This window comes from Pseudoalteromonas sp. CR1, assembly GCF_019392235.1.
Taxonomy (GTDB): Bacteria; Pseudomonadota; Gammaproteobacteria; order Enterobacterales; family Alteromonadaceae; genus Pseudoalteromonas.
Window position 1 is genome coordinate 228,333 of sequence record NZ_JAHXRM010000001.1, and the last position, 26,936, is coordinate 255,268.

The 26,936-nt window shown below is 40.1% G+C and carries 25 protein-coding genes; 17 read left to right on the forward strand and 8 right to left on the reverse strand.

Annotation, left to right across the window (positions count from 1 at the left end):
• The first annotated feature begins 355 nt into the window (after positions 1 to 355).
• Positions 356 to 694: a hypothetical protein gene (locus KZZ04_RS01100; protein WP_058403076.1), complete on the forward strand. Its 339-nt coding sequence runs from the start codon at positions 356 to 358 to the stop codon at positions 692 to 694.
• A gap of 188 nt (positions 695 to 882) precedes the next feature.
• Here KZZ04_RS01100 and pdsS read toward each other — a convergent pair whose 3' ends face one another.
• Both pdsS and pdsR read right to left on the reverse strand, forming a co-directional pair.
• Complete coding sequence (pdsS, locus tag KZZ04_RS01105; RefSeq protein ID WP_219421478.1) at positions 883 to 3,012, reverse strand: proteobacterial dedicated sortase system histidine kinase; 2,130 nt, start codon at positions 3,010 to 3,012, stop codon at positions 883 to 885.
• The gene (gene pdsR / locus KZZ04_RS01110; RefSeq protein WP_058403074.1) at positions 3,012 to 3,701 is read right to left on the reverse strand and encodes a proteobacterial dedicated sortase system response regulator; all 690 of its coding nucleotides are present in this window, start codon (positions 3,699 to 3,701) and stop codon (positions 3,012 to 3,014) included. Before pdsR ends, pdsS begins: the two co-directional genes overlap by 1 nt.
• A gap of 202 nt (positions 3,702 to 3,903) precedes the next feature.
• On the opposite strand from pdsR, the gene pdsO reads away from it, so the two are divergent.
• From pdsO to KZZ04_RS01125, 3 genes are read left to right on the forward strand one after another with little or no spacing between them, the layout of a single operon-like run.
• Positions 3,904 to 4,638, forward strand: coding sequence for a sortase-associated OmpA-like protein PdsO (pdsO, locus tag KZZ04_RS01115; RefSeq protein WP_219421480.1), 735 nt, complete (start codon positions 3,904 to 3,906; stop codon positions 4,636 to 4,638).
• 25 nt (positions 4,639 to 4,663) lie between these two features.
• Positions 4,664 to 6,670 carry a marine proteobacterial sortase target protein gene (locus tag KZZ04_RS01120; protein WP_219421481.1) on the forward strand — a complete coding sequence of 669 codons (2,007 nt, stop codon included), beginning with the start codon at positions 4,664 to 4,666 and terminating at the stop codon, positions 6,668 to 6,670.
• Complete coding sequence (locus tag KZZ04_RS01125) at positions 6,667 to 7,260, forward strand: class GN sortase (protein WP_219421483.1); 594 nt, start codon at positions 6,667 to 6,669, stop codon at positions 7,258 to 7,260. The genes KZZ04_RS01120 and KZZ04_RS01125 overlap by 4 nt, the downstream gene beginning before the upstream one ends.
• Here the strand turns inward: KZZ04_RS01125 and KZZ04_RS01130 are convergent.
• Positions 7,155 to 8,114, reverse strand: coding sequence for a DMT family transporter (locus KZZ04_RS01130; RefSeq protein ID WP_008130411.1), 960 nt, complete (start codon positions 8,112 to 8,114; stop codon positions 7,155 to 7,157). The two genes, KZZ04_RS01125 and KZZ04_RS01130, sit on opposite strands and share 106 nt — an antisense overlap.
• A 116-nt stretch (positions 8,115 to 8,230) precedes the next feature.
• On the opposite strand from KZZ04_RS01130, the gene proB reads away from it, so the two are divergent.
• From proB to gltX, 4 genes are all read left to right on the forward strand, one after another.
• Positions 8,231 to 9,334 (forward strand): glutamate 5-kinase, encoded by a 1,104-nt coding sequence (gene proB / locus KZZ04_RS01135; RefSeq protein ID WP_219421485.1) that lies wholly within the window; start codon positions 8,231 to 8,233, stop codon positions 9,332 to 9,334.
• A 103-nt stretch (positions 9,335 to 9,437) separates the two neighbouring features.
• Positions 9,438 to 10,397 (forward strand): GGDEF domain-containing protein, encoded by a 960-nt coding sequence (locus tag KZZ04_RS01140; RefSeq protein ID WP_058403068.1) that lies wholly within the window; start codon positions 9,438 to 9,440, stop codon positions 10,395 to 10,397.
• Between the two features lie 72 nt (positions 10,398 to 10,469).
• Positions 10,470 to 10,829: a glutaredoxin domain-containing protein gene (locus KZZ04_RS01145; protein ID WP_058403067.1), complete on the forward strand. Its 360-nt coding sequence runs from the start codon at positions 10,470 to 10,472 to the stop codon at positions 10,827 to 10,829.
• A 46-nt stretch (positions 10,830 to 10,875) separates the two neighbouring features.
• Positions 10,876 to 12,360, forward strand: coding sequence for a glutamate--tRNA ligase (gene gltX / locus KZZ04_RS01150; RefSeq protein ID WP_219421487.1), 1,485 nt, complete (start codon positions 10,876 to 10,878; stop codon positions 12,358 to 12,360).
• A gap of 97 nt (positions 12,361 to 12,457) precedes the next feature.
• Here gltX and KZZ04_RS01155 read toward each other — a convergent pair whose 3' ends face one another.
• Entirely contained in the window at positions 12,458 to 12,856 is a 399-nt protein-coding gene (locus tag KZZ04_RS01155) for a hypothetical protein (protein WP_138527750.1), read from the reverse strand.
• Positions 12,857 to 13,032: 176 nt separating this feature from the next.
• Here KZZ04_RS01155 and KZZ04_RS01160 point away from each other — a divergent pair, with 176 nt between their 5' ends.
• The 5 genes from KZZ04_RS01160 (at position 13,033) to KZZ04_RS21145 (ending at position 17,590) form a co-directional block, all read left to right on the forward strand.
• Positions 13,033 to 13,734, forward strand: a complete 702-nt coding sequence (locus KZZ04_RS01160; RefSeq protein WP_219421489.1) for a DUF3581 domain-containing protein — start codon at positions 13,033 to 13,035, stop codon at positions 13,732 to 13,734.
• A gap of 93 nt (positions 13,735 to 13,827) precedes the next feature.
• Positions 13,828 to 15,075 (forward strand): DEAD/DEAH box helicase, encoded by a 1,248-nt coding sequence (locus tag KZZ04_RS01165; RefSeq protein WP_058403064.1) that lies wholly within the window; start codon positions 13,828 to 13,830, stop codon positions 15,073 to 15,075.
• Between the two features lie 242 nt (positions 15,076 to 15,317).
• Positions 15,318 to 15,755: a heme NO-binding domain-containing protein gene (locus KZZ04_RS01170; protein ID WP_257903500.1), complete on the forward strand. Its 438-nt coding sequence runs from the start codon at positions 15,318 to 15,320 to the stop codon at positions 15,753 to 15,755.
• Between the two features lie 103 nt (positions 15,756 to 15,858).
• Positions 15,859 to 17,031 carry an ATP-binding protein gene (locus KZZ04_RS01175; RefSeq protein WP_257903501.1) on the forward strand — a complete coding sequence of 391 codons (1,173 nt, stop codon included), beginning with the start codon at positions 15,859 to 15,861 and terminating at the stop codon, positions 17,029 to 17,031.
• Between the two features lie 208 nt (positions 17,032 to 17,239).
• Complete coding sequence (locus KZZ04_RS21145) at positions 17,240 to 17,590, forward strand: response regulator (RefSeq protein WP_257903502.1); 351 nt, start codon at positions 17,240 to 17,242, stop codon at positions 17,588 to 17,590.
• 86 nt (positions 17,591 to 17,676) lie between these two features.
• Here KZZ04_RS21145 and KZZ04_RS01180 read toward each other — a convergent pair whose 3' ends face one another.
• The gene (locus KZZ04_RS01180) at positions 17,677 to 18,633 is read right to left on the reverse strand and encodes a methylenetetrahydrofolate reductase (protein WP_058403063.1); all 957 of its coding nucleotides are present in this window, start codon (positions 18,631 to 18,633) and stop codon (positions 17,677 to 17,679) included.
• 257 nt (positions 18,634 to 18,890) lie between these two features.
• On the opposite strand from KZZ04_RS01180, the gene KZZ04_RS01185 reads away from it, so the two are divergent.
• Positions 18,891 to 21,770, forward strand: coding sequence for a pitrilysin family protein (locus tag KZZ04_RS01185; RefSeq protein ID WP_219421491.1), 2,880 nt, complete (start codon positions 18,891 to 18,893; stop codon positions 21,768 to 21,770).
• A gap of 174 nt (positions 21,771 to 21,944) precedes the next feature.
• Here KZZ04_RS01185 and KZZ04_RS01190 read toward each other — a convergent pair whose 3' ends face one another.
• Complete coding sequence (locus KZZ04_RS01190; protein WP_058403062.1) at positions 21,945 to 22,265, reverse strand: helix-turn-helix domain-containing protein; 321 nt, start codon at positions 22,263 to 22,265, stop codon at positions 21,945 to 21,947.
• Between the two features lies 1 nt (position 22,266).
• Positions 22,267 to 22,674, reverse strand: a complete 408-nt coding sequence (locus KZZ04_RS01195; protein WP_219421493.1) for a hypothetical protein — start codon at positions 22,672 to 22,674, stop codon at positions 22,267 to 22,269.
• A gap of 302 nt (positions 22,675 to 22,976) precedes the next feature.
• On the opposite strand from KZZ04_RS01195, the gene KZZ04_RS01200 reads away from it, so the two are divergent.
• From KZZ04_RS01200 to KZZ04_RS01210, 3 genes are all read left to right on the forward strand, one after another.
• Entirely contained in the window at positions 22,977 to 23,906 is a 930-nt protein-coding gene (locus KZZ04_RS01200; RefSeq protein ID WP_058403060.1) for a sensor domain-containing diguanylate cyclase, read from the forward strand.
• Between the two features lie 138 nt (positions 23,907 to 24,044).
• Complete coding sequence (gene cysE, locus KZZ04_RS01205; protein ID WP_058403059.1) at positions 24,045 to 24,863, forward strand: serine O-acetyltransferase; 819 nt, start codon at positions 24,045 to 24,047, stop codon at positions 24,861 to 24,863.
• A 34-nt stretch (positions 24,864 to 24,897) separates the two neighbouring features.
• Positions 24,898 to 25,584: a hypothetical protein gene (locus tag KZZ04_RS01210; RefSeq protein ID WP_219421495.1), complete on the forward strand. Its 687-nt coding sequence runs from the start codon at positions 24,898 to 24,900 to the stop codon at positions 25,582 to 25,584.
• Between the two features lie 13 nt (positions 25,585 to 25,597).
• Here the strand turns inward: KZZ04_RS01210 and xseA are convergent, their stop codons facing one another.
• On the reverse strand, positions 25,598 to 26,929 hold the full coding sequence (gene xseA, locus KZZ04_RS01215; protein ID WP_058403057.1) for an exodeoxyribonuclease VII large subunit: 1,332 nt from the start codon (positions 26,927 to 26,929) through the stop codon (positions 25,598 to 25,600).
• Between the last annotated feature and the right edge of the window lie 7 nt (positions 26,930 to 26,936).

A 26,936-nucleotide genomic window follows, 5' to 3' on the forward strand; every position in this document is an offset into this window, starting at 1 on the left:
TGAAATAACAAAAATATAAAGAGTAATTTAACAAAGGCTAAATATCAGCGGGCTGTTCGCCTCGCTTCATTTTAGCCAACCATTTTAAGCCAATTTTACATATAAAAATTAGGAAATACTATGGTTCGCCAATCACGTAAATTTAGAATATTTGCTGCAATAATTACCATCCCATTATTTGCGGTGTTTTTATTTGGGTACAGTTTTATTATCTTTATGTATGCTGATGGGTTAAGCAACATTAAGCACTACTTGTTACTTGGTTTAGGTTTTATTGGTATTCTCTTGTGGGCAAAAATGTCCGTGAATATGATTAAAGACATAAGATTGATAAAGGTGTAATAACAAGGAAGGTATGCGTTCAATTCAATTTTTAGGTTTATTGACATCAATAGTGTCATTTTTGTGTTTGTTTTGGGCCTTAGCTCCGCTTTCGCCTGACAGTAGCGCTTCAGCAGAAGGTGCTATTGGCTTGTTTTTAATGTTTTTTGTAGCGCCACTTTTTGGTTTTTCAGCCTTGTTGTTAATTCCTTCATCTATCGCACTATTTAATACCAAGTTAAGAAAGAGTACTTATTTTTATGGTAAGTTTTGGTATGGTGTTTGGGGCCTTAATGGTTTGATATCTGTAGGGTATGTATTTGTAATTTTATATATTGGTTATATTTACTTAACTTTAAAAGTCAGTAACTAGCACTGGTATTAAACTTCAGAGCATAACGTTTATGTTTTTATGCCCGTTTACCCACTATTTTTCTGCTTTGCTAGTCGTTTTACTAATGATTTGTAATCAGCTGGTATTAAGCTCTTTGGTTTAATTGAGTCTTATTAGTTCCCCCTGCTAGAGCAGGTTAAAACTAATGAAGACTAAAAATCATTCAACTAATTTGCTAACGGCAAACTTACTGTAAAAGTGACCCCATTATTTTGTGTATTATTTTGCGCACTTACACTGCCTTTATGGTAATCGCACACTAGCCTTACAATATAAAGTCCTAAGCCTAAATGCGGTTGTTGCTGCATGTGCTGGCTGCGCACTGATACCATAGAATCAAATATATGCTCGCTCAACCCTTCAGGCAATAAAGTACCTGTATTACTTACCGTTAATGTTGCTTTGTTTTCGCTTTGCTTCAGGTTGACTTCAATTGCTGTGTTAGCTTCACTAAATTCCAAAGCGTTATTAATGAGCTTATCAAGCAGCTGCGCTATAAACTCTGGTGCGCCTTGCATAGGTAATGAATTTGGGCATATATCAAGCGTAAATAATTGCTTAGGGTAAGTGAGTAAATACCCTTGCATACAGCCGTTAATAACAGAGCGTAGGTCAAATGGTTCGGGGTCATTGCTTTGAATGCTTTGCTCAAGGCGAGTAGCCTCACTCATGGTGGTAATTATTTTACCTAGGCGCTCTACGCCTTCACTGGCGCGATCGAGGTATTTTTGACTAAGCTCGGTTTGCTCCAAACTTTGTAAGTTTTCAAGAGAAGAACGCACTACCGCAACTGGCGTACGTAGTTCGTGAGATAAACGCGACGACATATTTTCTAAATAGTCGGTATAGCCGCCCAATCGGCTTACAATATTTGCAAAGCTACGCGACAGGTCGCCAATTTCATCATTAGAATCACTGTAACTAATACTGCCTGTAACACGCCCTTGTGCATCTATTGCTTGCTCTGCGGTATCGCGAAGGCGCCTGATGCGGCTCGATATTCGTGATGCAAAAAAGAATAAAGTCACAGTCCCTATTAGCATCACGGCTAAAATAACGTTAAATAACTTTTCGAGCGATTTATTACGAAGCGTGCGCACGCCGTTGGTGGTTTCTTCTGCTATTACTGCACCAATAACGTTGTCTTCAATCCAAATAGGGTAGGCCGCTGATAAAATAACGGCTTTGCTATCGGGGGTGAGCCGCCAAGATGATGCAGGTTGGCCTTTTAGTGCATTGGCTAAATGACTGCCTTGCATAGATGCTACGTCGTGTAGGGTATCTATAAATTCGTTTTCAGGGCGGGTTAAAATTTTATAATAAAGTGGGTGCAAATAGGTTTGCTCAAAACGTTGCCATGCATTTTGAGGCGGCTGATTTTTAAGGCCATCTGCCCATACACCATCAGCGTTTTGAATGGTGCCCGATTGTGCAAGCACGCGGTGGTGATTGTCTACCACCCATATACGGCTGCCGCTGTGGCCCATTCCTTTTAAAATTCGGCTAATTTCTGGTGAAGGCACAAGCACCGAGCCTAAATCGCTTGGGTTATTTAAGTTAGAGGTCGACATAACGTTAGGTAACTCGTTTAAGCTATCGGTATCTACAATAGCAAAGCCCAGTTTATTTCCTAGCATGGCTAACGGAAAGCGCAGTTCAACGGTGTAACCTGTTTGGGTGCGTTTAAAATAGCCCTGAATTTTTGTAAATGGCGCTTTGGTGTTTGCATTAAATGCATTAACCCAGCCGTCTTGCCTAGGGGCTATGATATACGTATTAAACTGGCCATCAGGGGTTTTTAAACCAATTTTTAAATGGTCGTTATTAGTGATGCTTAAGCTGTTTTTAGCACGATAAATAAGTGTGTTGTCGGTCACATTAAAAACGGCGTATAAGTAGTTATCAAATTTACCTACCATGTGGTCGAACGATAAATCGCTGGCTTGGTGGTTTTTATTGGTCTTTTGTAAATAGCGTTTATCGTAATGCCAGAACAACGCTTTGTAGGGTTCCCAGTCGGTTAGTTTGCCATCAAGTTGAATAGGGTTTTTTAGGTTGTAGGCGTATAAATCGCGGCCTTTTATTACTTGGTCTAAAAAGTTGGTTTGCTCGTCAAATAAAGCAGGACGTTCGTGCAGGGCTGTGGCAAGTGCACGCGTTGTGCCTACGAGGGTTTTTTCTTGGCCTTGGCGTAAAAACTTTTCCATTTCCCACACGTATTCGTAACCTAGCCATGGCAGTAAAAATAAAAAACAAGAAAGCACAATAAACTTACTGCGCAGGCCAAATCTAAGCATTAATGTTGCTCCCACCTATAACCCATGCCATACACGGTATCGATACAGTCAAACTGCGAGTCAAGGGCGATAAACTTTTTACGAATGCGTTTTACGTGGGAGGTGATGGTGCTGTCGTCCACATATATTTTTGCATCGCTCATTAAATCGTTACGGCTTTTAACATGGCCCGGGCGCTGCGCCAGTGAATGTAGCATCCAAAACTCGGTCACGGTTAAATCCACTAATTGCTGCTGCCAAAACACTTGCATGCGTTGCGTGTCGAGCACCAGCTGCCCGCGGGTTATAAGTGCATTGGCATCGGCGGGTTGTTCAAGAGCTTCCATTCTGCGAAACAATGCGCCTATTCGGGCAGCTAAATGAGCCAAGCTAATGTCTTTTGTTAGGTAGTCGTCGGCGCCCATACGCAGGCCGCAAACTGTGTCTATTTCGCTATCGCGTGCGGTTAAAAAAATAATAGGGAGCGTTTTAGATAAAGTACGCAGGGTTTGGCATAGTAAAAAACCGCCATCAATTTCGTGGCCAAGGCCTATATCAACAATGGCTAAATCGGGGAGTGCGTCTTTAAATGCATTTTCTGCTGTTATGCGGTCGCTGTAACCACTTACCTGATAGCCCTGTGCGCCTAACATTTCCATGTAGTTTTCGCGGATTGCGGTTTCATCTTCAATGATGGCTATTTTTTTCATTTTACACACCCCTATTTATTATAAAGCGCACTATATCGAAGTTTTTTAGCTATGTACGGTTAAAAAGGCAATTGCCATTTTTTTGCCACAATTGCTCAGCGGTTTGCCATTTTTGATCCCCTTTGTTGCCACTTGAGGTTGTTTTAATACATCTATCGAAACAAAACATCACAAAGTTAACATCAATTTTAAGGATCATATTATGAAGAAGGCATTAATCGCGCTAACGCTTGTTGCTAGTTTTTCTGCACCGGCATTGTCAGCAACTTCTAAGCACTCGCCCTCAAAAGAAGCAACCCAAGAAACTGGAATAGGTTTAGGTGCAGGCGCGATTGTTGGGGGTGTGGTTGGTGGACCAATTGGCGCATTTATAGGCGCATTTGCTGGTGGATTAATAGGGGATGCAAAGGTTGCTGACAACAAAATTAACGAGCAGCAACGCGCCTTGGCAGTAATGAAACAAAAAACTAAAGATTACCAACATGTGCTTAATCATAACAATCTGTTAGAGCAGCAGTTAGAGGTCCTTGCACAGCAAAATGAGCAGTTAACACAATCTCAAATTAATAACCTGCTCGCGATGACCGTTCAATTTAAAACGGGTTCAAGCGCTATAGCCCCCCACTTTGCTAAACAGCTTGACCAGTTAATTGTAATTTTAAACAACCAGCCGCAATTAGCCCTTGATTTAAGTGGCTTTGCCGACCAACGAGGCGATGAGCAAGACAACCTTCTGCTCTCTAAAAAGCGTGTAAATGCAGTGCAAAGTTATTTAATAAAACACGGCGTTAGCCACACACGTTTAAGCGCGCAAGCCTTTGGTGAGCAACACACACTGGCAAACAGTAATACCCTAGAAGATAACTTTTTTGACCGTCGAGTAACGCTGACTACCCGTTCACTAACATCTGTAAATGGCCAAACGGCGAGTAACTAACTTTAGCGTTCGATGGAGTGATTTTATGTTGAGTAACCCAACCAAAATGCTTGTTAAGGCAAGCATTTTTATATTCACGGCAATGGCGCTATTAGCAAGCAAAAGTAGCTATGCGCAATCGCCAAAGCTTGAACTAACCGACACCTTAGGTAAGCCCGTTAGCCCAGCTATTATATTAAAAAGCGACGCCCAAATGACTGTAACAGGGTTAATTAACCATGTTGTTGTTAAGCAAACTTATCAAAACGAAAACCTGTTTGCGGTGAATGCGCGTTATGTATTTCCCTTACCCGACGAAAGTGCAGTACATGCCATGACAATGCGTATAGGTGAGCGAGTCATTAAAGGCCAAATTGATAAAAAAATAGAGGCTGAAAAAAAATACGCACACGCACAAAAGGCAGGGAAACAGGCCGCACTTGTGCGTCAACAACGGGCAAATATGTTTGTCACTAATGTGTCAAATATTGGTCCTGGTGAGCAGGTGGTTATTGAGCTTGAGTATCAAGAAATTATTAGTTACCGCAGTGGCACTTTTGCCATTCGTTTTCCTACCACAATTACGCCACGTTACCACGCAATTAGCGGTGAAGTTGAGTTTAATGAGCAAAACCAAGCTCCCGTCAATACGGCACCAAGCGGCTGGTTAAGCCCTGTTTACAGTATACAAAGCGCGGCGTATAACGATGACGACGCACCGAGTAGTAAATTTAGTTTAAATATAGATATAGACGTTGGGTTAGAGTTGGTGGATATAAACTCTAAATTTCATAACGTAGATATTCATAATCCTGCATTTGGCCAATACACCGTTGCATTAAACGAGCAAAATGCCATAAACCGCGACTTTGTTCTTGAGTTTAAGCCGCTTCAAAAAGAAATCGCGCAAGCTGCCTTTTTTACCCAGCAGTTTGACAATGGCGACCGATACGGACTTGCTATGCTAATGCCGCCTGCTGATCACTTTACGCAAACTCAACGCTTACCCCGAGAAATGGTATTTGTAGTAGATACCTCAGGCTCAATGCATGGGCAGTCTATTGAGCAGGCAAAAAAAGCGTTATTTTATGCGCTGTCGTTACTTGAAAGCGACGACAGCTTTAACATTATTGGTTTTGATAATAATGTCACAGCCATGAGTGATAGGCCTCTTATAGCCAGTGATTTTAACTTACGCCGAGCTGAGCGTTTTATTTACAGCCTAGAGGCCGATGGCGGCACAGAAATACAAGGCGCGCTTGATGCGGTACTTGATGGCAGTTCGTTTGATGGTTTTGTACGCCAAGTGGTGTTTTTAACCGACGGCAGTGTAAGTAACGAAGCTACTTTATTTAAAAATATTCAGGCTAAATTAGGTGATAGCCGTTTATTTACAGTAGGAATTGGTAGCGCCCCTAATAGCTTTTTTATGCGCCGTGCAGCAGATATAGGAAAAGGCACATTTACTTTTATTGGCAGCACACAAGAAGTACAGCCTAAAATGCAGCAGTTATTTGATAAGCTCGCCCACCCAGCCATTACTGAGCTAGCTTTAAGCGATGAAAACGGTAACCCTTTAGATTTTTGGCCATCATCCTTACCTGATTTATATTTTGGCGAGCCTATCATGGTCGCTATAAAACTTAATGATGCTAAAAGTGTGATACTTACAGGGCAAACAGCACAAGGGCCTTTAAGTATTAAATTAAGCACACAAAATAGCTCAAGTGCTCAAGGCATAGCGAAACTGTGGGCGCGTCAAAAAATTAAGTCACTACTTTTATATAACGAGCAAAGTAGTGTTAAAGACAAGGTGCAAAAATTAGCATTAACGCATCAACTATTAAGTCCATTTACTGCGTTTATTGCCATTGAACATGCTCAAATTAAAGACGTTGCAGATCAAACTGCTCAAGTCGCTAACCAAGTGCCGCAAGGGATGAAAATGCGTTTGCCGCAAACCGATGGTCAAAGTAGGCTGCATATAATGTTAGGTAGTATGTTACTTATAACACTTGGTGTACTTAAATTAAAAAGACGCGTTAAAACATGAAAAAGTGGTTAAGTGCAGGGCTATTAATTATAGGGCTCAGCTTGTTTGGCCACGGAGCTTATATGCAAACAAAGGCATGGTTTGCACAAGTGCTTATTGAGCGTGCGTGGCAGCAAGCCCTAAGCCGGCCCAGTGAAAAAGTAAAACCGTGGTTTTATGCTGACAGTTTTGTAACCGCGCAGCTTCATTTTCCATCGCATAATAAAACATTAAGTGTGCTCGGTGGTGCGAGTGGTCGAAATTTAGCATTTGCACCAAGCCATTTTTTGCCCGCTGGTGAATTGGGTGATCGCCAAAAGGGAGCGTTAATAGCAGGCCATAACGACACCCACTTTGCGTTTTTGCAGCACGCTAAAGTGGGTGAACAGTTTACTATGCAGTTACAAAGCGGGAAATTACAGCAGTATACAGTCACGGCGGTTGATATAATTCATCAATCGCAGCATGATTTTTTACGCACACCGGGGCTTTATTTACTTACCTGTTATCCCTTTGATGCATTAGCGTCGGGCACCGATTTGAGGTTATTGGTATCGGCAGAAATATCTTCACCGGATTCACTAAGTGGTATATCAACAACAAGCTCTTGATGGCGCTGGCTAACCATAACGCCAATAAAGACTACAAAAATACTAAGCCACTGCCAAAGTGTAAGTACCTCTCCCAAAATAATAGCCGATAAAATAAGTGTAAATATGGGGATTAAATTTGAATACGCCGCCGCTGTAAGCACCGATACCTTGCTAATGGCATAGTTATACATACCGTAGCCGCCTAGGGTAACGCAAGAGCCTAAATATAAAATACTCATAAGTGCTGTTAGGTCGTGTTGATTTTCGCTGGGTAGGTCAATAAAAAATAGAAAGGGGGCAAAAAACAAACTTCCGCTAATGCCTTGTAATGCAATTAAAGTCAGTGGTGAATACCGGTTTGCTAAGTGTTTAATGCTAACGGTATAAAAAGCAGCGCACACCATAGCCATTAGCTCTAAAAAGTTACCTAATATAGGGTTAGGCGCTTGTTCTGAGCTAGGAGAGAGAAGCGTAAGTAAAATACTGCCGCCAATACATAGCGTAAAGCCCACCACAATGGCTTTACTTATGTATTCTTTGAGCATAAAAAATGCTAAAAATGCGACTATTATTGGCAAGCACGACACAATAACACCCGCCTGAGATGCCGATGTATATTCCATTGCGTGGCCTTCAAATAAAAAGTACAAGCAAGGCTCAGCAAGCGACATGCCCACTAAATACTTCCAATCACCTTTTTGATATTCAAAGCGAATAACATAACGCCATAAACACAATGAAATAACGAGCGTAGTAAGCATACGTAAAAATATCACTAATGCCGGATCGTAAATGGCAATGGCGTATTTAAGCGCTATGAACGAACTGCCCCATAAAAAAGTGGCAATAATTAAACATAAACTAGCAGGCATAAGACTCATTTAAACGATAAAATATAGCGCGATCCTAGCATGAAAATTTTTAACTTGTTCAAAAATACCGAGCTGGTATAAATTAAACCATATTAAAATCTTAATAGTTAAAAACAATGCAAAGGGAACAGGTAATAGTTGTAAAGTTAGGTACGAGCGTACTAACTGGTGGCACCGATAAACTAGTTAAAGCCCATATGGTTGAGTTAGTTCGCCAATGTTGTGAGCTTAAAAAACAAGGGCATCGGGTTATTGTAGTATCAAGTGGGGCTGTAGCTGCAGGCCGCGAACAATTATTAAAACCCTGTGGTACGAGCTTAGTTGATAAACAAATGTTAGCCGCAATAGGGCAGGGCCAACTTATTCATATATGGCAAATTTTATTTGCCTTGTATGGCGTAAACGTAGGGCAAATGCTGTTAACACGCGCTGATGTTGATGACAGAGAGCGCTACTTAAACGCACGCGATACATTAACGGCCTTACTAAGCTACGATGTAGTGCCTATTATTAATGAAAATGACGCCGTTGCCACAAGCGAAATTAAAGTAGGTGACAACGATAACCTATCAGCCTTGGTGGCAATATTAGCCAACGCAGACAAATTGCTATTATTAACCGACCAAGACGGCTTGTTTACCAGCGATCCGCGCATCAATGCCGATGCAAAGCTTATTGACGAAGTAGCTCACATAAACGATGAACTTCGCCTACTTGCTGGTGGCAGCGGAACACATTTAGGTACCGGCGGTATGGCAACAAAGCTGCAAGCGGCCGATGTGGCCAGGCGTGCAGGCGTTGAAGTCATTATTGCCAAAGGCGCTGGCAGCAACGTTATTTTAAAATGCATGAGCGAGAAATTACCGGGTACGCGCTTTTTAAAGTTAACAGCGCCTAAAGATGGTCGCAAAAAATGGTTATTAGCCGGGCCTAAAAGTAATGGGCAAATAGCAATAGACGCAGGCGCTATTAGTGCGCTGCAAAATAATGGGGCAAGTTTATTGGCCAAAGGGGTCACCAATGCCTTTGGGGATTTTGAACGTGGGGACTTAATAGATTTGATTGATACAAATAACCAAGTAATTGCGCGCGGTTTAACCCGCTTTAGTCGCTCGGAGGTTAATAAAATTAAAGGCGCACATTCAAATAATATTGCTCAGTTGCTTAGTTATGACGCTGGTTCAGAAGTATTGCATAGAGACGACTTGGTACTACTTTAATGCTTAACTAAAAAGAATGAATTTTAATTAACTGTCTAATTATTTAGTAAAGTTATAGATTACGTCTACACTGGTTAAAAATTATTCAAGACAGGGTGTGGCAATGCAAGCCAATTCATGTGGCCACGAGTGGGTAGTCGAACTCACTTGTCAGGAAGACGAAAGCCATTTAGATTCGGCTTTAATAGACGTGTTAGGTGACTTACTAAGCGAAAATAATTTTGCGATTTACATAAATAAGCACGTTACTTTGAAAGCCCCACCTCTGCTTTTAAACACTCAAAGCAACTTAACATACTTAGAGCCCAGTCAAGCCCAATTAATACTCAATAAAGCAACGCCTAGTAAAACAAGAGTTATTCATACGACTGATGATGTAACAACATACATCCCAGTTAATCATAGCGATACTATTCTGGGTGTTTTAATTATTAAAACCAAGCAGTTAATAACCGATAGAATAAGTGCATTAGCTATGTACATTTTAAATGTATACGCGAATCAATTATGGATTTTGCATAAGTCGCGCTTAGACCCTTTAACGGGGCTTTTAAATCGTCAAACCTTTGACAAAAAAGTAATGGAAATTGTCACCGGCAATGGTTTTTTATTACCCCGAGAGCAAGTACATAAAAAACGCTGTTGGTATTTAGCCATTGTTGACATTGATTTATTTAAAAATGTTAACGATACATTTGGCCATGTAGTTGGCGACGGTGTTATTGCACAAGTTGCTAAACTCATAAAAAATAATTTTAGAATTGAAGATTATGCTTTTAGATACGGAGGGGAAGAGTTTGCAATCGTATTTCAGTCGCAAACAAATACGGATGCACTTAATGCGCTAACTCGTTTACAACAGCGGGTGGCCAGCCATGATTTTGAGCACATACAGCAGTTAACAATTAGTATTGGCTTTTTAAAGCTGCAGAGCGCTGATACCGTTTCAAGCATAGTAAACCAAGCCGACATGGCGTTATATCACTCAAAAAAAACAGGACGGAATAAGGTGACATCATGTTACGAGCTTACGCTCAGCGAACAAGTCAGGGTTTCTCATTAGTATTGAGCTTTTTTGATTGTAAATTTGTGCTAAAATCTGGCTCCTTAAATTGTTGTAGTCAGAGTATTAAGCATGAAATTCGTTCGTTGGTTTTTAGGTTGTATAATTTTATTCTTTAATTTTATATTTACTCCTCGTAGTAAAAAGCGTGCAAGCGACGAGCAAGCCAAGCTTGATCTGCAAACCTCTCATTTTAAACTTTATCAATTTAAAGCATGCCCGTTTTGTGTGAAAGTACGCCGTGCTATTAAGCGCGAAGGCTTGAACATAGAAACACGCGATGCAAAAGACAATGAGCAATATCGACAAGAGTTATTAGAGCAAGGTGGCAAAGTTAAAGTGCCTTGCTTACGTATAGAGCAAAATGGCCAAACTCAATGGCTTTACGAATCTAACGATATTATTGCGTACTTAAATAAAGTAGCTGCTTAAACGTAACCATATAATTTTTATCTCACTTATTTAAAGAGACATTACCATGACAATCCGTACTCGTGTTGCCCCGTCGCCAACAGGTGATCCGCATCTTGGCACAGCTTACATTGCTTTATTTAACTACTGTTTTGCTAAACAGCAAGGCGGCGAGTTTGTGCTTCGTATAGAAGACACCGACCAAGTGCGCAGCACACCAGAATCAGAGCAAGCTATTATGGATAGCCTGCGTTGGTTAGGCCTTGAGTGGGATCATGGCCCTGATGTAGGTGGTGATTTTGGCCCGTACCGTCAGTCTGAACGTAGCGGTTTATATAAAAAATACGCGCATCAGTTAGTTGAGCAAGGTAAAGCATTTTACTGTTTTGCAACCAGTGAAGAGCTTGACCAAATGCGCGAAGAGCAAATGGCCGAAGGTCTGCGCCCTAAGTACGATGGTCGTGGTTTGAACCACACCGAAGACGAAATTAAAGCAAACTTAGCTGCAGGTAAGCCTTACGTTATACGTATGAAAATACCAAGCGAAGGCACCTTTAAATTTAACGACTACCTACGCGACGAAATTGAGATCCCGTGGGAAAACGTAGACATGCAAGTGCTATTAAAAGCCGATGGTTTTCCAACGTACTTTTTAGCTAATGTGGTAGACGATCATCACATGCAAATTAGCCATATTTTTCGTGGCGAAGAGTGGATTAACTCAGCACCTAAACTATTAAAACTTTACGAAGATTTTGGTTGGGAAGCGCCGGTACTTGGCCACCTACCATTATTACGTAACCCAGATAAATCAAAGCTTTCTAAGCGTAAAAACCCAACGAGTATTAATTACTATAAAGAAATGGGTTACCTACCAGAAGCCGTGCTCAACTACTTAGGCCGCATGGGGTGGTCAATGCCAGACGAGCGTGAAAAATTCACACTTGATGAAATGATTGAACACTTTGACATGAAGCGCGTATCGCTTGGCGGCCCAGTATTTGACGTAGATAAATTAAGCTGGCTAAATGGTACGTGGATCCGCGAAAACCTAACTGACGAAGAGCTTGTTAAACGCTTTGTTGATTGGAAGTTTAACGGTGACATGCTAGCTAAAGTATTACCAGAAGCTAAAACGCGTATTAACACGCTGTCGGATATGGTTGATTTAGCCGGTCACTTTGTAGGCGGTATTCCAACTTACGACCCTGCACTGTTAACAGCGGGCAAAGCTGACGAAAACGTAATACGCCAAGCGCTACAATTTTTTGTATGGCAACTAGAAGGCTTACGTAGCTTTGAAAAGCCAGCTATTTTTGCCATTGCAAAAGAGGTTGCTACATTCCACGAGCTTAAAATTAAAGACTTTTTAGAGCCGATATTTGTAGCAATTACCGGTAAAACGTCATCGACGTCGGTACTTGATGCAATGGAAATTTTGGGCTCTGACCTATCACGTGCGCGTTTACGTGTAGCGCTTGCTCATTTAGGTATTTCTAAAAAGCAGGCTAAAAATATTGAGCGTGCGTACCGCACATACCCAAGTGCATAATGACTAAATGATGCATTTTTAAAAGCCGAGCTTAGTAAATAAGTTCGGCTTTTTTGTTTTTGGTAGCCAGTGTTAAATAGTTCCGGTATTACTGCATTTATTCCAAATCGTAAGCTTGACCCGTACAAGTAACCGAAATGTCGCAATAAGATTGAGGAGTTTCACTACAAGAATTAATAGTAAAGGCATTACCGCCTCTGCGCATTGCATCCGCTTTAAGTGAATCTATGGCACTTGATTTTGCGCGATTATAACTAACGTTACTGCTTTCACCTCGGCCATCTCCATTACAGCTCTCGCCTTCAATTCGACCTAACAATGAAGCACCGCTTTCGTGGGCTTGTTGGTCACTATAAAATTGATGCAGATCTCTTTTATTTACATAAGTACCAATTTCATCAGCTAAAACATCGTTGTTTATATTGGTATGGTAGGTAACGCCAGAACACCCTGTTAATGTTGTTATTACACAGGTTAAAGCAAAAATACGCAGCATAATGATCAATCCCTTAGTTATTATTTGTAGGCCCATCAACAAATTATCAATAAAAACAAAAGCAAGCAAAGCAAAAATAAAAGTAAGTTGTTTCATTTTGTAAGTGATTCGACCTCTCTTTAATTTTTTTCTGGTAGTATGGGTAAGTTATAAGCAGTTTAAGCAGTGAACAAACTATGTTAAGTCCTTACTTTCAGCAGCACGCTGATTATGTTTCTATTTCTCGTGAGCAAGGGTGTCGTTTCGCAAAATGCGTTGCCGATGATTACAATCCACTTCATGATAAAGATGCCAAAAAGTTTTGCGCGCCAGGAGACTTGCTTTTTTCTTTAGTGTTAGACCGCTACGGTATAAGTGAGCGAATGGAATTTACCTTTGCTGGTATGGTTGACGAAAACACCAAACTTAACTTCCCAGTAGGGGGAGACGAGTTTGATGTAACCAATGGCGATAAAGTTATATTAAAGGTAAAACGCGAAGGTAAAACCAGCAAATGCCCAACACTTACTAATAGCTTAATAAAAAACTATGTTGAGTTTTCTGGTACGGCTTTCCCACATGTCATTATTCCACTAATGGGCAAGCAAGAGGTGATGATTAACCCTGCGCGGCCTATGGTTATTTACGAGTCAATGATTATTAACCTCGATAACATTGAGATTAAAGCACCAACGCTTGAATTTGCTGAGCCAAGTTTTGAATACACAGGCAAGCGCGGCAAAATTACCTTACGCTTTAATTTACTAGAAAACGGCGAAAAAGTCGGTTTTGGTGAAAAGCACATGGTGGTGTCGGGTATTCGTGAATACTGCCAAGCAACGGTTGATGATTTAATTGCATTTTATAACGAGCGAAAAGCGACCTTAAAACCGGTTTAACATTAGCATTTAAATGGGGCGCTATTGATAGCGCCTTTTTTATTGCTAAAGCTCAGGTATAATGGCGCTCTTTGTTATTTTAAAGCTAAGCCTATGTCTGCCACATCATTTTCATCACTTAATCTCGATTCGTTATTACTAACAGCGATTGAGCAAAATAATTACACCACGCCTACCGCAATTCAGATTAAAACTATTCCGCCTATTTTAGCGGGCAACGATGTAATGGGCAGCGCGCAAACAGGCACAGGTAAAACAGCAGCCTTTGTATTACCGCTTCTTCATAAACTTTTAAATACACCAAAAAAAGATGAGCCAGGTATTGCTCGAGTGGTTATTTTAACGCCAACGCGTGAGCTTGCTCAGCAAGTGTTTGCAAGTTTTGAAAAATACGCCCAAGGCAGCAATATTCAGGGCGCTTTAGCGTATGGCGGTGCAAGTATTGGCCCGCAAATTAAAGCACTTAAAACGGCGCAAGTGATAGTTGCAACGCCAGGGCGTTTACTTGATCATATCGTTAAAGGCAGTGTGGTGCTTTCAAGTGTTGATTCATTGGTATTTGATGAAGCCGACCGCATGCTCGACATGGGCTTTATTGATGAAATAAAACGTATTTTGCGCCACATTCCAGGCGATCGCCAAACCTTATTATTCTCAGCTACCTTTGATGACGGCGTGTTTGAGCTAAGTAAAAAGCTACTTAAAAACCCTGAGTTGATTGAAGTAGATAAACGTAACTCGGCTGCCGTTGAAGTCGAACAGGTTATTTACGCTGTTGATGAAGACAGAAAACGCGAGCTGGTATCGCACATGATTGGCATGAAAAATTGGCGCCAAGTACTTATATTCACGCGCACCAAGCAAATGGCCGATAAGCTTGCCAAAGAAATGTGTAAAGACGGTTTAAAAACAGAATCTATTCATGGCGATAAATCGCAAGGCGCGCGCGACCGTGCACTACAAAACTTTAAAGAGGGCACTACACGCGTATTAGTTGCCACTGATGTAGCAGCGCGCGGGCTTGATATTCCTGCGCTTAAATACGTAATAAACTTTGAGCTGCCATACATAGCAGAAGACTACGTACACCGCATAGGCCGCACTGGTCGTGCAGGTGAGCAAGGGCTTGCTATGTCATTAGTTAGTATTGATGAGCAATGGCTACTTGAAGAAATTGAAGTACTGCTTGATACCCGCTTAACACCACAATGGCTTGAAGGTTATGAACCTGATTTAAATAAGCCACCTAAAGATAACCGCAAAAACACCAACAAAGCGCGTAAAGATCGCGATAAAAAACGTATTACAGGAAAAAGGGCTCCAAGCAGGCGCCGTAAATAATAGCCAATAGTATGGGGCTGTTAATGCCCCATTTAGTGATGAAAAATTAGTTTTTAAATAGTATTTAGCAATTTTATACACATCAGCTGCGCTTATTTTAATAGTCACTTTTACATAAAGCGGCTAAATAAGTAAAACCCCCTTTAAATAGGAATACATTGTAAGTGTTTTTTCTTCTTACAAATGTGCATTACTACAGTTTAAATCTATACTTAATCTACGACTAATAAGTTGCTAGAGCGATGAAAGGCATTATTTTTACTGAATTTTTAGAAATGGTCGAGATCAGATTTTCACCAGCCGTTGCCGATCAAATTATTGAGCAAAACGAGCTGGATTCTAATGGGGTTTATACCAGTGTCGGTAACTATAACAAGCAGGAGCTTTTAAAGTTAGTAACTTCACTGAGTGGCATTGTTAATATTCCGATTGATGTACTTGTTAAAGAGTACGGGAAATATTTGTTAAAGCGTTTTTTAGTCTACTATCCACAATTTTTTGAAGAGCTCACTACCACATTTGACTTTTTAGGTACCATAGATAGGCACGTGCATGTAGAAGTTGAAAAACTATATACCGACGTTGAGTTACCTAGCTTTCAAACCAAACGATTAAGTGATACCCAAATGCGGATGATTTACCATTCGAGTAACCCTTTGCTGTACTTGCTGAAGGGTTAATAGAAGGTGCAGCCGAACATTTTAAGGAAAATATAAGCATAAGCAGCGAGATCAGTGACGATCATCAAGTGGCTACGTTTAACTTAACACTGGTAGGTTAAATATGGATGTAGCCCTTTTACAGCGGAGGTTAGAGCGAGAGCGCTTGGCGCGAAAAGAAGCCGAAAAGCTGCTTGAAGCCAAATCATTACAGCTTTACGAAGCCAATGAGGTGCTTAAAGGTGCGGCTGAAAACTTGGAGCAAGAAGTTGCCAATAGGACCCACGATCTTAAACTTGCTAAACAAGATGCAGAAGCTGCTAATGAGGCTAAATCAGACTTTTTAGCAAACATGAGCCATGAGATTCGCACCCCGATGAATGCCATAATAGGTATGGCTTATTTGGTTTTAGATACTGAACTTTCGGATAAACAGAGAGACTATGTTGAAAAAATTTATTATTCGGCAGAGTCTTTATTAGGGATAATTAATGATATTTTAGACTTTTCAAAGGTCGAAGCGGGTAAAATAGAGCTTGAACAAAAAGAATTTAATTTTAATACCTTCCTAGAAAATCTTGTAAATATTATTAGTACGTTAGCATCACAAAGAAAAATTGAAGTGGTGTTTGATATTGACCCTCTGCTGCCTGATTTCTTTATTGGCGATGCATTAAGGCTTAACCAAGTGCTGTTAAACCTACTTAATAACGCGCTTAAATTTTCGACCCGCGGTAAGGTTATTCTAGCTGTTAAATTAGTTCAAAAAGTAGATAGCTGTTGCAGCGTCGCTTTTTCTATTTCAGATAACGGCATTGGGATGACCCAAGCACAAGTTGACTCACTGTTTAAACCTTTTACTCAGGCTGATGTATCGACAACCCGAAAGTTTGGTGGAACGGGGCTTGGTTTGGTAATAAGCAAAACATTGGTTGAACTAATGCAGGGAGATATTGCAGTAAATAGCAAGTTAAATAAGGGGAGCTGCTTTAGTTTTACTATTCCACTTAATTATTCGACTAAGCAAAGTGAGTTTGATATATCACATATTAGAGCCAAGCGGGCACTTGTTATTGAAAGTTCAGATAGTCAGTTAACATCATTACAAACGCTGCTTTTAGGTTTTGAAGTGAAATTTGATATTGTAAATAACATCAATCAAGTACTAGACCGGTTAAGCGGACTGCAAAATTACGATTTTATATTTATAGATTGGCGAACGTTAAATTTAAATCATGACAGTGCTGCACAGTCTCTTCGTAATGAGCTTAAGTTAAATGCAAAAAACTTATTGTAGTAGCGCCTTGTGAAAATAAAGCACTTAACGAAAGCCTATTAGGGTTTGGTGAAAACACTTATAAAGTACTTATAAAACCAATAATTAAAAGCACATTGCATAACGTGCTTTTACAAATTATGCATATAAAAACACTAAAAAACCAGAATTATTAGAGAGCTCAAATACACAAAATACACTACAAAAACTGCAATGTTTTCATATTTTATTGGTTGAAGATAACCTACTTAATCAACAAGTAGCAACACAAATACTTCGTAAGAATGGCCTAATTGTTGATATTGCCAATGATGGCTTTGAGGCGTTAGACGCGCTAAAACAAAAAACTTACGATGGGGTGATGATGGATTGCCAAATGCCTAGAATGGATGGCTATACGGCAGCCATAGAAATAAAAAAACAAGCTAAGTTTAAAAACTTACCCATTATTGCAATGACTGCTAATACTAGAGAAACCGATTTATTAAAGGCGCAAGATTGCGGTATGAATGGCTATATTTCAAAACCCATTAAAGTTGAAAGTATGTTTGAGGTAATAGCAAAGTGGGTGTGTATTTAATTTTTGTTTTTAAGTTTTTTTAAGGTTGGTGAGATAATAAAAGCAAGCCTGTAGCTTGCCAAGAAGGGGGTAAATTAGTTTAACTATTAAGCAATTTGTTTTTCAGCTAGGTTGAGTTCCATTGTTGCTTTTAATAAACGGTATAAGTTTATTGATGCGTCAATTTCTTCTTTTCGGTTTGTTAAGCTTTCAATGTTTAAACCTAGTGGCACGTCTAAGTGTGCACAGCTTTTTAAAATTGAATCGAGATTTTCGCGGCAAATACGCACCGATTCACTCAAGGTGTTGTCGGCGTCAAGCATGCGCCATTTAGTCGCCTCTGGTACTGAAATACCTAGCCACTGCATGAACTCTAGGGTTTTTTCACCGCCACATGGTGTAAACGTGAGTATAATACGTTTTGGTGCAACGCCTTGTGCCTTGCAGGTACGCGCGTAACTTGTTATTAAATCAATAGTGGCTTGTGCGTTATAAACTGCTTGCGATATAAAAAACTGACAACCTTGCGTTGTTTTTTCTATTAAGCGTTCGTGTTCATTACGTTTACTTGCATGTCGCTCTGCAATGGTTACGCCTCCTAAAAAGAAGTCATCACTTTGCTTCGCTAATGTTTTATAAGCGTCGGGTAGGCTTAGTTTTATATCACCTACTGACGATGGGCTGCCTACTAAAACAACGTTTTTTAAATCAAATTCATTTTTAGTTTCATTTAGCCAATCTTTAAATTCTGCTACACCGCGCTGAGCTACACTTTTATATGTAATTACATCTAGGCGTGATAAATCTTTTAACAACTTACTGTATTCACGCGGATCAACAGTTTGCTTAAATGGAAACGGACGAGCCTGATTAGTACGGCTACTCTCATCTTGAATATCGTAAATAACAACACCGTCGTATTCAATTTCGTGTAAGCGGCCTAATAGTTTTTCTGCAATGGTTTTTAATTGCGCTTCATCAGTGCCTATTTTAGGGGGCGTTGTACCAATAAGATAAACACCTTGATTAGTGTCCTCAATTTTCTCTTGCAGTGATAAAGCCATAATCCTCATTCCAGCTCAATGGTTGATAGAATTAATATAGCAGCCATTTAGACGTCTAGATAGATTTTTTAAGTGAAAGTTTTTCAAGCATCGTGAGGATTATTCATACAAAGATGTTCCTAAATTAAGTGCATGACACAGTTGTTTACATAATAAAGTCGCTGAGGGCTCTTATATTTATTGGCTTTGGGGCATAATTAGCAGTGAAATTGTAAATATTTTGACAACAACTTTGCTCAATTTACTAAAGGACAATTATGAAATTTAAATTATTAGCAACAAGCCTTGCGGTATCACTCGCTTTAACTGGCTGTGCAATGCAAAAAAATGAAATAACGCAAACAGCAAAACAAGAACAAATAAAAAAAGCTGATGACCGTGTTTTTTCACAAGATTACCTTATTAAAGAGCTTGATAATGGCCTTCGAGTCATGGTTGTTAAAACGGATTACCCTGATGTAGTTTCGCTGCAAATACCGGTTTCTGTTGGATCTCGCAACGAAGTTGAGGCGGGCAAGACCGGCTTTGCTCACTTTTTTGAGCATATGGTATTTAAAGGATCTAAAAAATTTCCGCAAGACGAATACACCGCCATATTCAAAAATGCAGGGGTTGATAACCGTGCATACACCACCAACGATTACACTAACTACCATTTAAACTTCTCAAAGCAGCACCTTGATAAAGTACTTGAGATTGAAGCTGATATTTTCCAAAACTTAACCTACACCGAAGAGCAATTTAGAACCGAAGCATTGACGGTAAAAGGTGAGTACTTAAAAAATAACGCCAGCCCGATTCGCAAGTTATTAAGTGCTGTGCGTGCAGAGGCTTTTGAAAAGCATACTTACAAACACACCACAATGGGCTTTTTTGAAGACATAGAAGCCATGCCAGACCAAATGGCTTACGGTAAAGAATTTTTTGATAAATTTTATAAGCCAGAATATGTATCGCTAGTTATTGTGGGTGATGTTGACCCTAAAGCCACTATGGCAATGGTTAAAAAGCACTGGGGTGGTTGGGAAAAAGGCGATTACGTTGCCGATATTAAAGCTGAGCCAAAACAGCAAGCACCTAAATATTTACATGAGCAAAATAAAGCCTTACCAGGGCATTGGTTACTGGTATCGTACAAAGGTGCGCCGTGGGAGCCTGCTAAAAAAGACCGAGCTGCGCTTGATTTAATCTCACAGCTTTATTTTTCAAACAACTCAGATTTATACCAAGAGCTGGTTGTTGATAAACAAATTGCTAGCCAAATGTTTACCTATAATCCAGAAACCAAAGATCCGGGCCTACTGCATGTATTTGTAAAAGTAGAAAACGAAGAAGATTTAGCTAAAGCACGCGATGCAATTAATCGCACTTACGCAAAAGCACGTACAGAATTGGTTGATGCACAAAAATTAAGTGACTTAAAATCTAATCTTAAATATAGCTTTATTAATGGTTTAGATTCGTCGCAAGCAATAGCATCAACGCTTGCGAGTTACATGCATTTTGAGCGCGACCCTGAGGTTATTAACCAGCTTTATAAATCAGCCGACAGCATCACCGCTGAGGATATTAAAGCGGTTGCTAATAAATACTTTGTAGATAACACCCGCACTACAGTGACAATGTCGGCACTTGAGAAAGCACCGGGGTTTGAGCAAGAGGCGAGTTTAAGCGAGGTGGTTGCAAAGCTTGAGCAAGCGCCAGAGGCACCGGCATTTAAAGTGCTTGATAAAACTAATAGCTCGGTGCTGGTTGATGTAAACTTTTTATTCAATACAGGTGCAGCCGCCGATCCGAAGGGTAAAAAAGGTGTAGCCGCACTTACCGCCGCTATGCTTGCTCGAGGTGGTTCGCAAAGTACCAGCTACAAGGAAATCCAAAAAGCGCTTTATCCGCTTGCGGGTAGCTTTGGTTACCAAATAGATAAAGAAATGCTGTCGTTCCAGGGGCGTATTCATAAAGATAACGCTGAAACTTGGTATGCACTTATAAGCGAGCAACTACTTAACCCAGGTTTTAGAGACGATGACTTTAAACGCCTTAAAAAAGAAATGATCGACGGTATTAAGTCTGGCTTAAAAGCCTCTAATGATGAAGAGCTAGGTAAAGAAGTACTTTACAGTACGCTTTATAAAGGCCACCCATACGAGAGCTACAACTATGGTGATATTTCAGACTTAGAAGCACTTACTCTTGATGATGTAAAAGCATTTTACAACACAGAGCTTACCCAATCTAAACTAACATTGGGTTTAATTGGCGCTGTGCCTAACGCGCTTAAAGCCGAAATGATGAGCGATTTAGCAACCCTACCTAAAGGCGAGCAAAGCCGTTTAAGTATCCCTGATGCACCAGAACTTAAAGGTCATCATGCTACTATTGTTGAAAAATCGGCGCAATCTACTGCGGTATCGTTTGGTTTCCCTATTGATACTATTCGTAGCAGCGAAGATTGGACAGCACTTTGGCTTGTGCGCTCATACTTTGGTGAGCATCGTAGTTCTAACTCATACTTGTATGAGCGAATTCGTCAAACACGCGGTATGAATTACGGTGATTATTCGTACATAGAATACTTCCCACGTGGTATGTTTCAAACTAAACCAGATGCAAATTTAGGACGCTCTGAGCAAATATTCCAAATTTGGTTGCGCCCGCTGCGCTCTAATAACGATGCACACTTTGCAACGCGTACCGCATTATTTGAGCTAGATAGATTAATTAAAAATGGCATGACCGAAAAAGACTTTGAGGCAACACGTAACTTTTTAATTAACTTCGTGCCGCAGCTTGTAGCAAGTCAAAACCGTCAGTTAGGTTATGCATTGGATAGCGAATTTTATAACACAGAATCGTTTGTAAAATACGTGACAAGTAAGCTTGAAAAGCTAACGCTTGGTGATGTGAATCGCGTAATTAAAGATAATCTGCAAACTGATAACGTGCAGTATGTGTTTATTACCGGTGACGGCGAAGACATGAAAAAACGTTTAGCGTCAGAGCAAACCTCGCCAATGGTTTACAACACAGAAAAACCAGCAGAGCTTGTTGCAGAAGATAAAATCATTGCCGATTATAAATTAGCCATTGAGGCTAACAACATCGAAGTAGTAAAAGTGGACAGTGTTTTTAAATAAAACATTAAACGAAAACTACTTGTAGATAATGAAAAGCCCCACGTTTGGGGCTTTTTTATAGCATTGAGCCAACCTTTATCCCTAACCCTAAAAGTATTATTGCGCTTGCTATGGCTATTAAAGTAATGTGGCCTCGTCGTTCTTTTGCTTTATATTTCGACATTTTTTGCTACCTTAACTCATTATAAAAAATACAGTGATCATTCCTAATATAAAGCTGATGACTGACGACAATGCTAAAATTGAGGTTATATTTTGTGTGCTTAAAGCTGGATTAACAGTAGAAGAGTTAGTGTCATCTTCAAGTTTAATTAATTCACCTTGACGTACTTCTAATACTGCACATAAAGCCATCGTTGTTTCTTTTGATGCTGCACCTTCTTTCTCTACCCGTTGAATTGTTCGTAAACTAACATCGCAAGCGTCAGCAAGTTGCTGCTGAGTCCAATTTAACTGGCCTCTGAGTGATTTAACAGTTGTAGGATTTAATTGCACGTTAAAGCTTCCCCACAAATAGTTCAATAATGGTTGCAATTGCATAGCCAAACACCGCACCGCCTAGTGCGCAACCAGCAATAAAAAAGAAAGCCTTTTTAGGATCGTCAGGAAGACTGCATTGAATTTGTTTGGCAACGACTTTTGTATCTTTATAAAGTGTGCACTCCATTCGCCCTGTGAGTATGTTGAGCATGTCAAACTTTACTTGGTACTGTGAGCTCTCAAAATCAAAAAAGTGGGTGCTTGTACAATTTATATTGCGCTCTTTACTAAATAAATCATCATTTATAAACACTTCTTCTTTACCGGTAAAGTAACTTCCAAAGCAGGCTATCTGATTATCACCATCTTGAAAGTAAAATTTATAGCCGAGTTTTTTAGTATTTAATATGTCGTTTTTCATCATCGTTATCCTTGTTGAGTTGATGATGCTAATTTAGCGTTTGTTTTTATTTTTTACGCCGTCAGGAGTATGCCAGCAAACAGTTTGGCATATGACACTGTGTATGTCATGTATGTTTAATTACTGATTTTAATATGTTTTATTTACTTTTTGATCTGATTGAAAATTAGTGTTGCTGTCATGTCATTTTTAACTATTGGTTAGGTAAATAAAAAAATTAAAGAAAAGTGCGGATTTATTTTTGTCAAAAAAACGCTAAGTACATATACTTTCTGACAATTATTCTAATAAATCTGAAGGTAAGCGTGCTAGATGATAAATTATTTTTAAAGTTGGTATTGGATACCATGCCAGAACAGGTTGTCGTAATTAATAAAGAAGGAGAAATAGTTTTTATAAATAAGGGATGGCAAAACTTTGGTGAAGAAAATGACTGCTCATGCGGTGCTTGGGAAAAAGAAAATTATTTATTTACCTGTAAAAAAGCAGCAGACAATGGTGACGAAATAGGCTTAAGGGCATTGGAAGGAATTAATGCTGTCATTAACGAGCAGCAAGGCGATTTATATTTAGAATACCCATGTCATAGTGATGATGAAAAACGCTGGTTTATGATGCGTGTTGTACCATTTAAACTTAATACCGATTTTTACTATGTAATTACGCATCAAAATATTACAGAGCGAAAACTCGCTGAAGAAGAAGTTCAGCAACTGGCAAATATTGATGGATTAACCGATATATTTAATCGAGGTTATTTTGATAGCTTTTTAGAGCAAGAGTGGAATAGGTGCAAGCGTTTAAATATGCCCCTTTCATTAGCAATCATTGACTTAGACGATTTTAAATTACTAAACGACACTTATGGTCATCAACAAGGTGATGAGTGTTTAAAGCAAGTTGCGGCAATTCTTGAGCAATATACAAAAAGACCTAGCGATATTTGTGCTCGTTTTGGCGGGGAGGAGTTTGCACTTGTTTATGGCAACACAAGCTCTGAACAAGCAACCACGGTTATTAACGCTATTGTAGAGCAGCTAAAACAGCTTAACATTTGTAACGAACTGTCTTTACCCAGTAAAACACTTACAGTCAGTATTGGTTTGGCAAGTGTTGTTCCCTGTAGTGATTACACGATAGAAAGTATGATTAAAGAGGCTGATGACTTATTGTACAAAGCAAAAGCCACAGGTAAAAACTTATTATGTGTGGCCGATTTAACCGTGGTTGACTAAATGATAAGTTGTTATGAGTTATGCTTTGTTATACCTAATAACCAGAACAAATAACTAAGGCGTTAACACTTAGGCCTTTAAATCCGTTAGACTTGACCAAAGGCTCTTTTTTATATCAATTTAAGGCAGTTCAGTATTATGCGTCATGAAATTTGGCAACAGCTTCGAAGTGAAGCAAATGAAGTCGTCACTCGCGAACCTCTTTTGGCAAGTCACGTGTATTCATGTATTTTGAATCATGAGTGCTTGGGTTCGGCGTTAAGCTTTATTGTTGCTAATAAATTGGCGGATGCAGTTGTATCGGCATTCACTATTCGCGAATTATTCGATCAATCATTTGTAAAATGCGACCGTATGCTGTCTTTTGTTGCAGAAGACATAAAAGCTGTGAAAGATAGAGACCCTGCCGCTGAAACCTACCTCACTGTTATTTTAAACTTAAAGGGTTTTCATGCTATTCAGGCTCACCGATTAGCTAATTGCCTATGGCAACAGAATCGTAAAGAACTAGCGCGCTTTATCCAAAGTCGAACTTCTGAAGTGTTTGGCGTAGATATTCATCCAGCCTGTAAAGTTGGTAAAGGCATCATGTTTGACCACGCAACGGGTATTGTCATCGGTGAAACGGCAGTTATTGAAGATAATGTATCAATACTGCAATCGGTAACGCTTGGTGGTACTGGTAACGAGCAAGGCGACCGTCATCCTAAAATTAGAGCTGGTGTGCTTATTGGTGCAGGTGCTAAGGTGCTGGGTAATATTGAGGTAGGCGAGGGCGCGCGTATTGGCGCAGGATCAGTCGTTTTAACCGCGGTGCCGCCACATACCACCGCTGTCGGCGTACCGGCTAAAATTATTGGCAGACCGGATTGTCCGTGTCCTGCACAAAGTATGAACCAAAACTTTTTAGCGACACCAGAGCCTGAAAACGAATCCCATACCAGCGCTATGCTTTAACATGTAAGTAAAATAAAACTTAAAGGGAATTAAAATGAACAAGAATAGCTTATTAACTTTAGGGGTTGGGTTTATTGCTGGTGTAGGTTTGACTTGGGGCTATTTTAACTTAGTCCCAAATGATTTAGAGGCAGCTCAGACACAGCAAATTAATACTCTTTTGCAAAAAAAACATGCCCAGCAATCTAAAAGCAATGAAGAAACACCAAATAAAGTGATACCAGCTGTTACTGAAGAGGTCGTTAGTTTAGAACAAAATGAAAATACCACCTCCACCGCTTTAGTACCTCAAGAAATTGATGAGCTCCCCCTAGAAGAACAAGTTACACAACTTAAGCTGCAATTAGCTAAGCAAAAGTCGTTAATGGAAAATGTGGTGAAGCAGTTGCGTGCCCCAAATGATGTTGAAGCCGCTTTACAGGCTCAGTTTGATGAACAACAACGTAATGAAGAATGGGCTTATCAAACTGAAACCGCATTGCAGGATTTTTTACTTACCGCAGATTTAACCTCAATGCCTGATATTGTGAGCGCAGAATGTAAGTCATCGGTTTGTAAATTTAAACTAGCAGCGCCAACGGGTAACGATATATTCGATCATACCCATTGGCGAGAGCTTAACGATAAGTTAATGAAGCAAGAGTTTTGGTTACAGTTTAAAAGAACAACCTCCACCTCGAGCGACAGTGAATTAACTCTATTAATGACAACAGAGCTTTAACTGAAAGCGTATTTTATGATGCTGTTGATTTTATTATGCCATCGCCAAGCTCTGTAATTAACACATCGCCTGTTTTAATTTGACCCACCGATTTAACTACTTTCCCCTGTGGCGTTTTAGTGATGCTGTAGCCACGCGCTAGAACATTAAGGGGGCTTACTGAGTCGAGCTTACTTGCTTGTAATGCTAGGCTATTATTGGCTTGCTGTAATTGCTGTTGAATAGCCTGTTTTAACCTTGCTTGTAACTGCGACAGTTGATGCGAAGCCTGCGCTAGCTTTTTATCCGGTGATTGGCGCATTAAGCGCGATGTTAAACTGTTTAGATTACGTTCTTGTTGGTACAAACGCTGCAGCATTGCTTGTTGTAAAGCAATGCTTAGCTCGTCTAATCGTTGCGCTTTTTGATTGAGCTGATTGCGCGGATGGCACAAGTTAAGACGATGCTGTAATTGCGTAGCAAGCGCGCGCTTATCAGCAATATCGTGTTTAAAGGCATTGCTTAAACGGTTAATGAGTTGCGTTACTTTGTTATGTAGCTCTTGCGTGTTAGGGCTTACAAGCTCAGCAGCCGCTGATGGAGTCGCAGCGCGAACATCGGCAACGTAATCGCTAATGGTTGTGTCTATCTCGTGGCCTACCGCACTGACTATGGGTAATTCACTTTGATAAATAGCACGCGCAAGTTGTTCGTGGTTAAAACACCATAAATCTTCAAGTGAACCGCCGCCGCGTCCTAAAATAAGTACGTCTACTTCATTACGTGCATTAGCTAATTCTATTTGATTAATTAAATGCACATGAGCTTCTTTGCCCTGCACCATAGCAGGATAAATGATAACTTCTAATTGCGGCGCACGGCGTTTAAGTACGGTTAAAATATCTTTTATGGCTGCGCCTGTTGCAGAGGTGATTACACCAATACGGTTTATATTTAGCGGTAAAGGCTTTTTATGCGCAGAGCTAAACAGCCCTTCAGCAGCAAGACGCATTTTTAGCGCGTCAAACTCTTGCTTGAGTTGGCCTTCGCCAGCGGGTTCCATATGCTCAACAATAAGCTGGTAATCGCCACGAGGCTCATAAAGTGAGACGCGTGCTCTTACTGTTACTTGTGCGCCGTTTTCTGGGCGGTAACTTTGGCTTCGGTTGTTACCTCGCCACATAGCGGCTTTAATTTGTGCTTTGTCATCTTTTAACGAAAAATACCAATGTCCAGATGCTGGCGCAATAAAATTAGAAATTTCGCCAGTCAGCACTAATGAAGCAAAGCCTTGCTCTAATACTGTTCTGATCTCTCTATTAAGGCGCGAAACGGTATAAACCGTCTGCGAAGGCTTCGAAAACATAAAAAAC

Bases quoted from the DNA above. Each gene is read 5' to 3' on its own strand.
- KZZ04_RS01100 (WP_058403076.1), top strand. From the start codon at position 356: ATGCGTTCAATTCAATTTTTAGGTTTATTGACATCAATAGTGTCATTT.
- pdsS (WP_219421478.1), bottom strand. From the start codon at position 3,012: ATGCTTAGATTTGGCCTGCGCAGTAAGTTTATTGTGCTTTCTTGTTTT.
- pdsR (WP_058403074.1), bottom strand. From the start codon at position 3,701: ATGAAAAAAATAGCCATCATTGAAGATGAAACCGCAATCCGCGAAAAC.
- pdsO (WP_219421480.1), top strand. From the start codon at position 3,904: ATGAAGAAGGCATTAATCGCGCTAACGCTTGTTGCTAGTTTTTCTGCA.
- KZZ04_RS01120 (WP_219421481.1), top strand. From the start codon at position 4,664: ATGTTGAGTAACCCAACCAAAATGCTTGTTAAGGCAAGCATTTTTATA.
- KZZ04_RS01125 (WP_219421483.1), top strand. From the start codon at position 6,667: ATGAAAAAGTGGTTAAGTGCAGGGCTATTAATTATAGGGCTCAGCTTG.
- KZZ04_RS01130 (WP_008130411.1), bottom strand. From the start codon at position 8,114: ATGCCTGCTAGTTTATGTTTAATTATTGCCACTTTTTTATGGGGCAGT.
- proB (WP_219421485.1), top strand. From the start codon at position 8,231: ATGCAAAGGGAACAGGTAATAGTTGTAAAGTTAGGTACGAGCGTACTA.
- KZZ04_RS01140 (WP_058403068.1), top strand. From the start codon at position 9,438: ATGCAAGCCAATTCATGTGGCCACGAGTGGGTAGTCGAACTCACTTGT.
- KZZ04_RS01145 (WP_058403067.1), top strand. From the start codon at position 10,470: ATGAAATTCGTTCGTTGGTTTTTAGGTTGTATAATTTTATTCTTTAAT.
- gltX (WP_219421487.1), top strand. From the start codon at position 10,876: ATGACAATCCGTACTCGTGTTGCCCCGTCGCCAACAGGTGATCCGCAT.
- KZZ04_RS01155 (WP_138527750.1), bottom strand. From the start codon at position 12,856: ATGCTGCGTATTTTTGCTTTAACCTGTGTAATAACAACATTAACAGGG.
- KZZ04_RS01160 (WP_219421489.1), top strand. From the start codon at position 13,033: ATGTTAAGTCCTTACTTTCAGCAGCACGCTGATTATGTTTCTATTTCT.
- KZZ04_RS01165 (WP_058403064.1), top strand. From the start codon at position 13,828: ATGTCTGCCACATCATTTTCATCACTTAATCTCGATTCGTTATTACTA.
- KZZ04_RS01170 (WP_257903500.1), top strand. From the start codon at position 15,318: ATGAAAGGCATTATTTTTACTGAATTTTTAGAAATGGTCGAGATCAGA.
- KZZ04_RS01175 (WP_257903501.1), top strand. From the start codon at position 15,859: ATGGATGTAGCCCTTTTACAGCGGAGGTTAGAGCGAGAGCGCTTGGCG.
- KZZ04_RS01180 (WP_058403063.1), bottom strand. From the start codon at position 18,633: ATGGCTTTATCACTGCAAGAGAAAATTGAGGACACTAATCAAGGTGTT.
- KZZ04_RS01185 (WP_219421491.1), top strand. From the start codon at position 18,891: ATGAAATTTAAATTATTAGCAACAAGCCTTGCGGTATCACTCGCTTTA.
- KZZ04_RS01195 (WP_219421493.1), bottom strand. From the start codon at position 22,674: ATGATGAAAAACGACATATTAAATACTAAAAAACTCGGCTATAAATTT.
- cysE (WP_058403059.1), top strand. From the start codon at position 24,045: ATGCGTCATGAAATTTGGCAACAGCTTCGAAGTGAAGCAAATGAAGTC.
- KZZ04_RS01210 (WP_219421495.1), top strand. From the start codon at position 24,898: ATGAACAAGAATAGCTTATTAACTTTAGGGGTTGGGTTTATTGCTGGT.
- xseA (WP_058403057.1), bottom strand. From the start codon at position 26,929: ATGTTTTCGAAGCCTTCGCAGACGGTTTATACCGTTTCGCGCCTTAAT.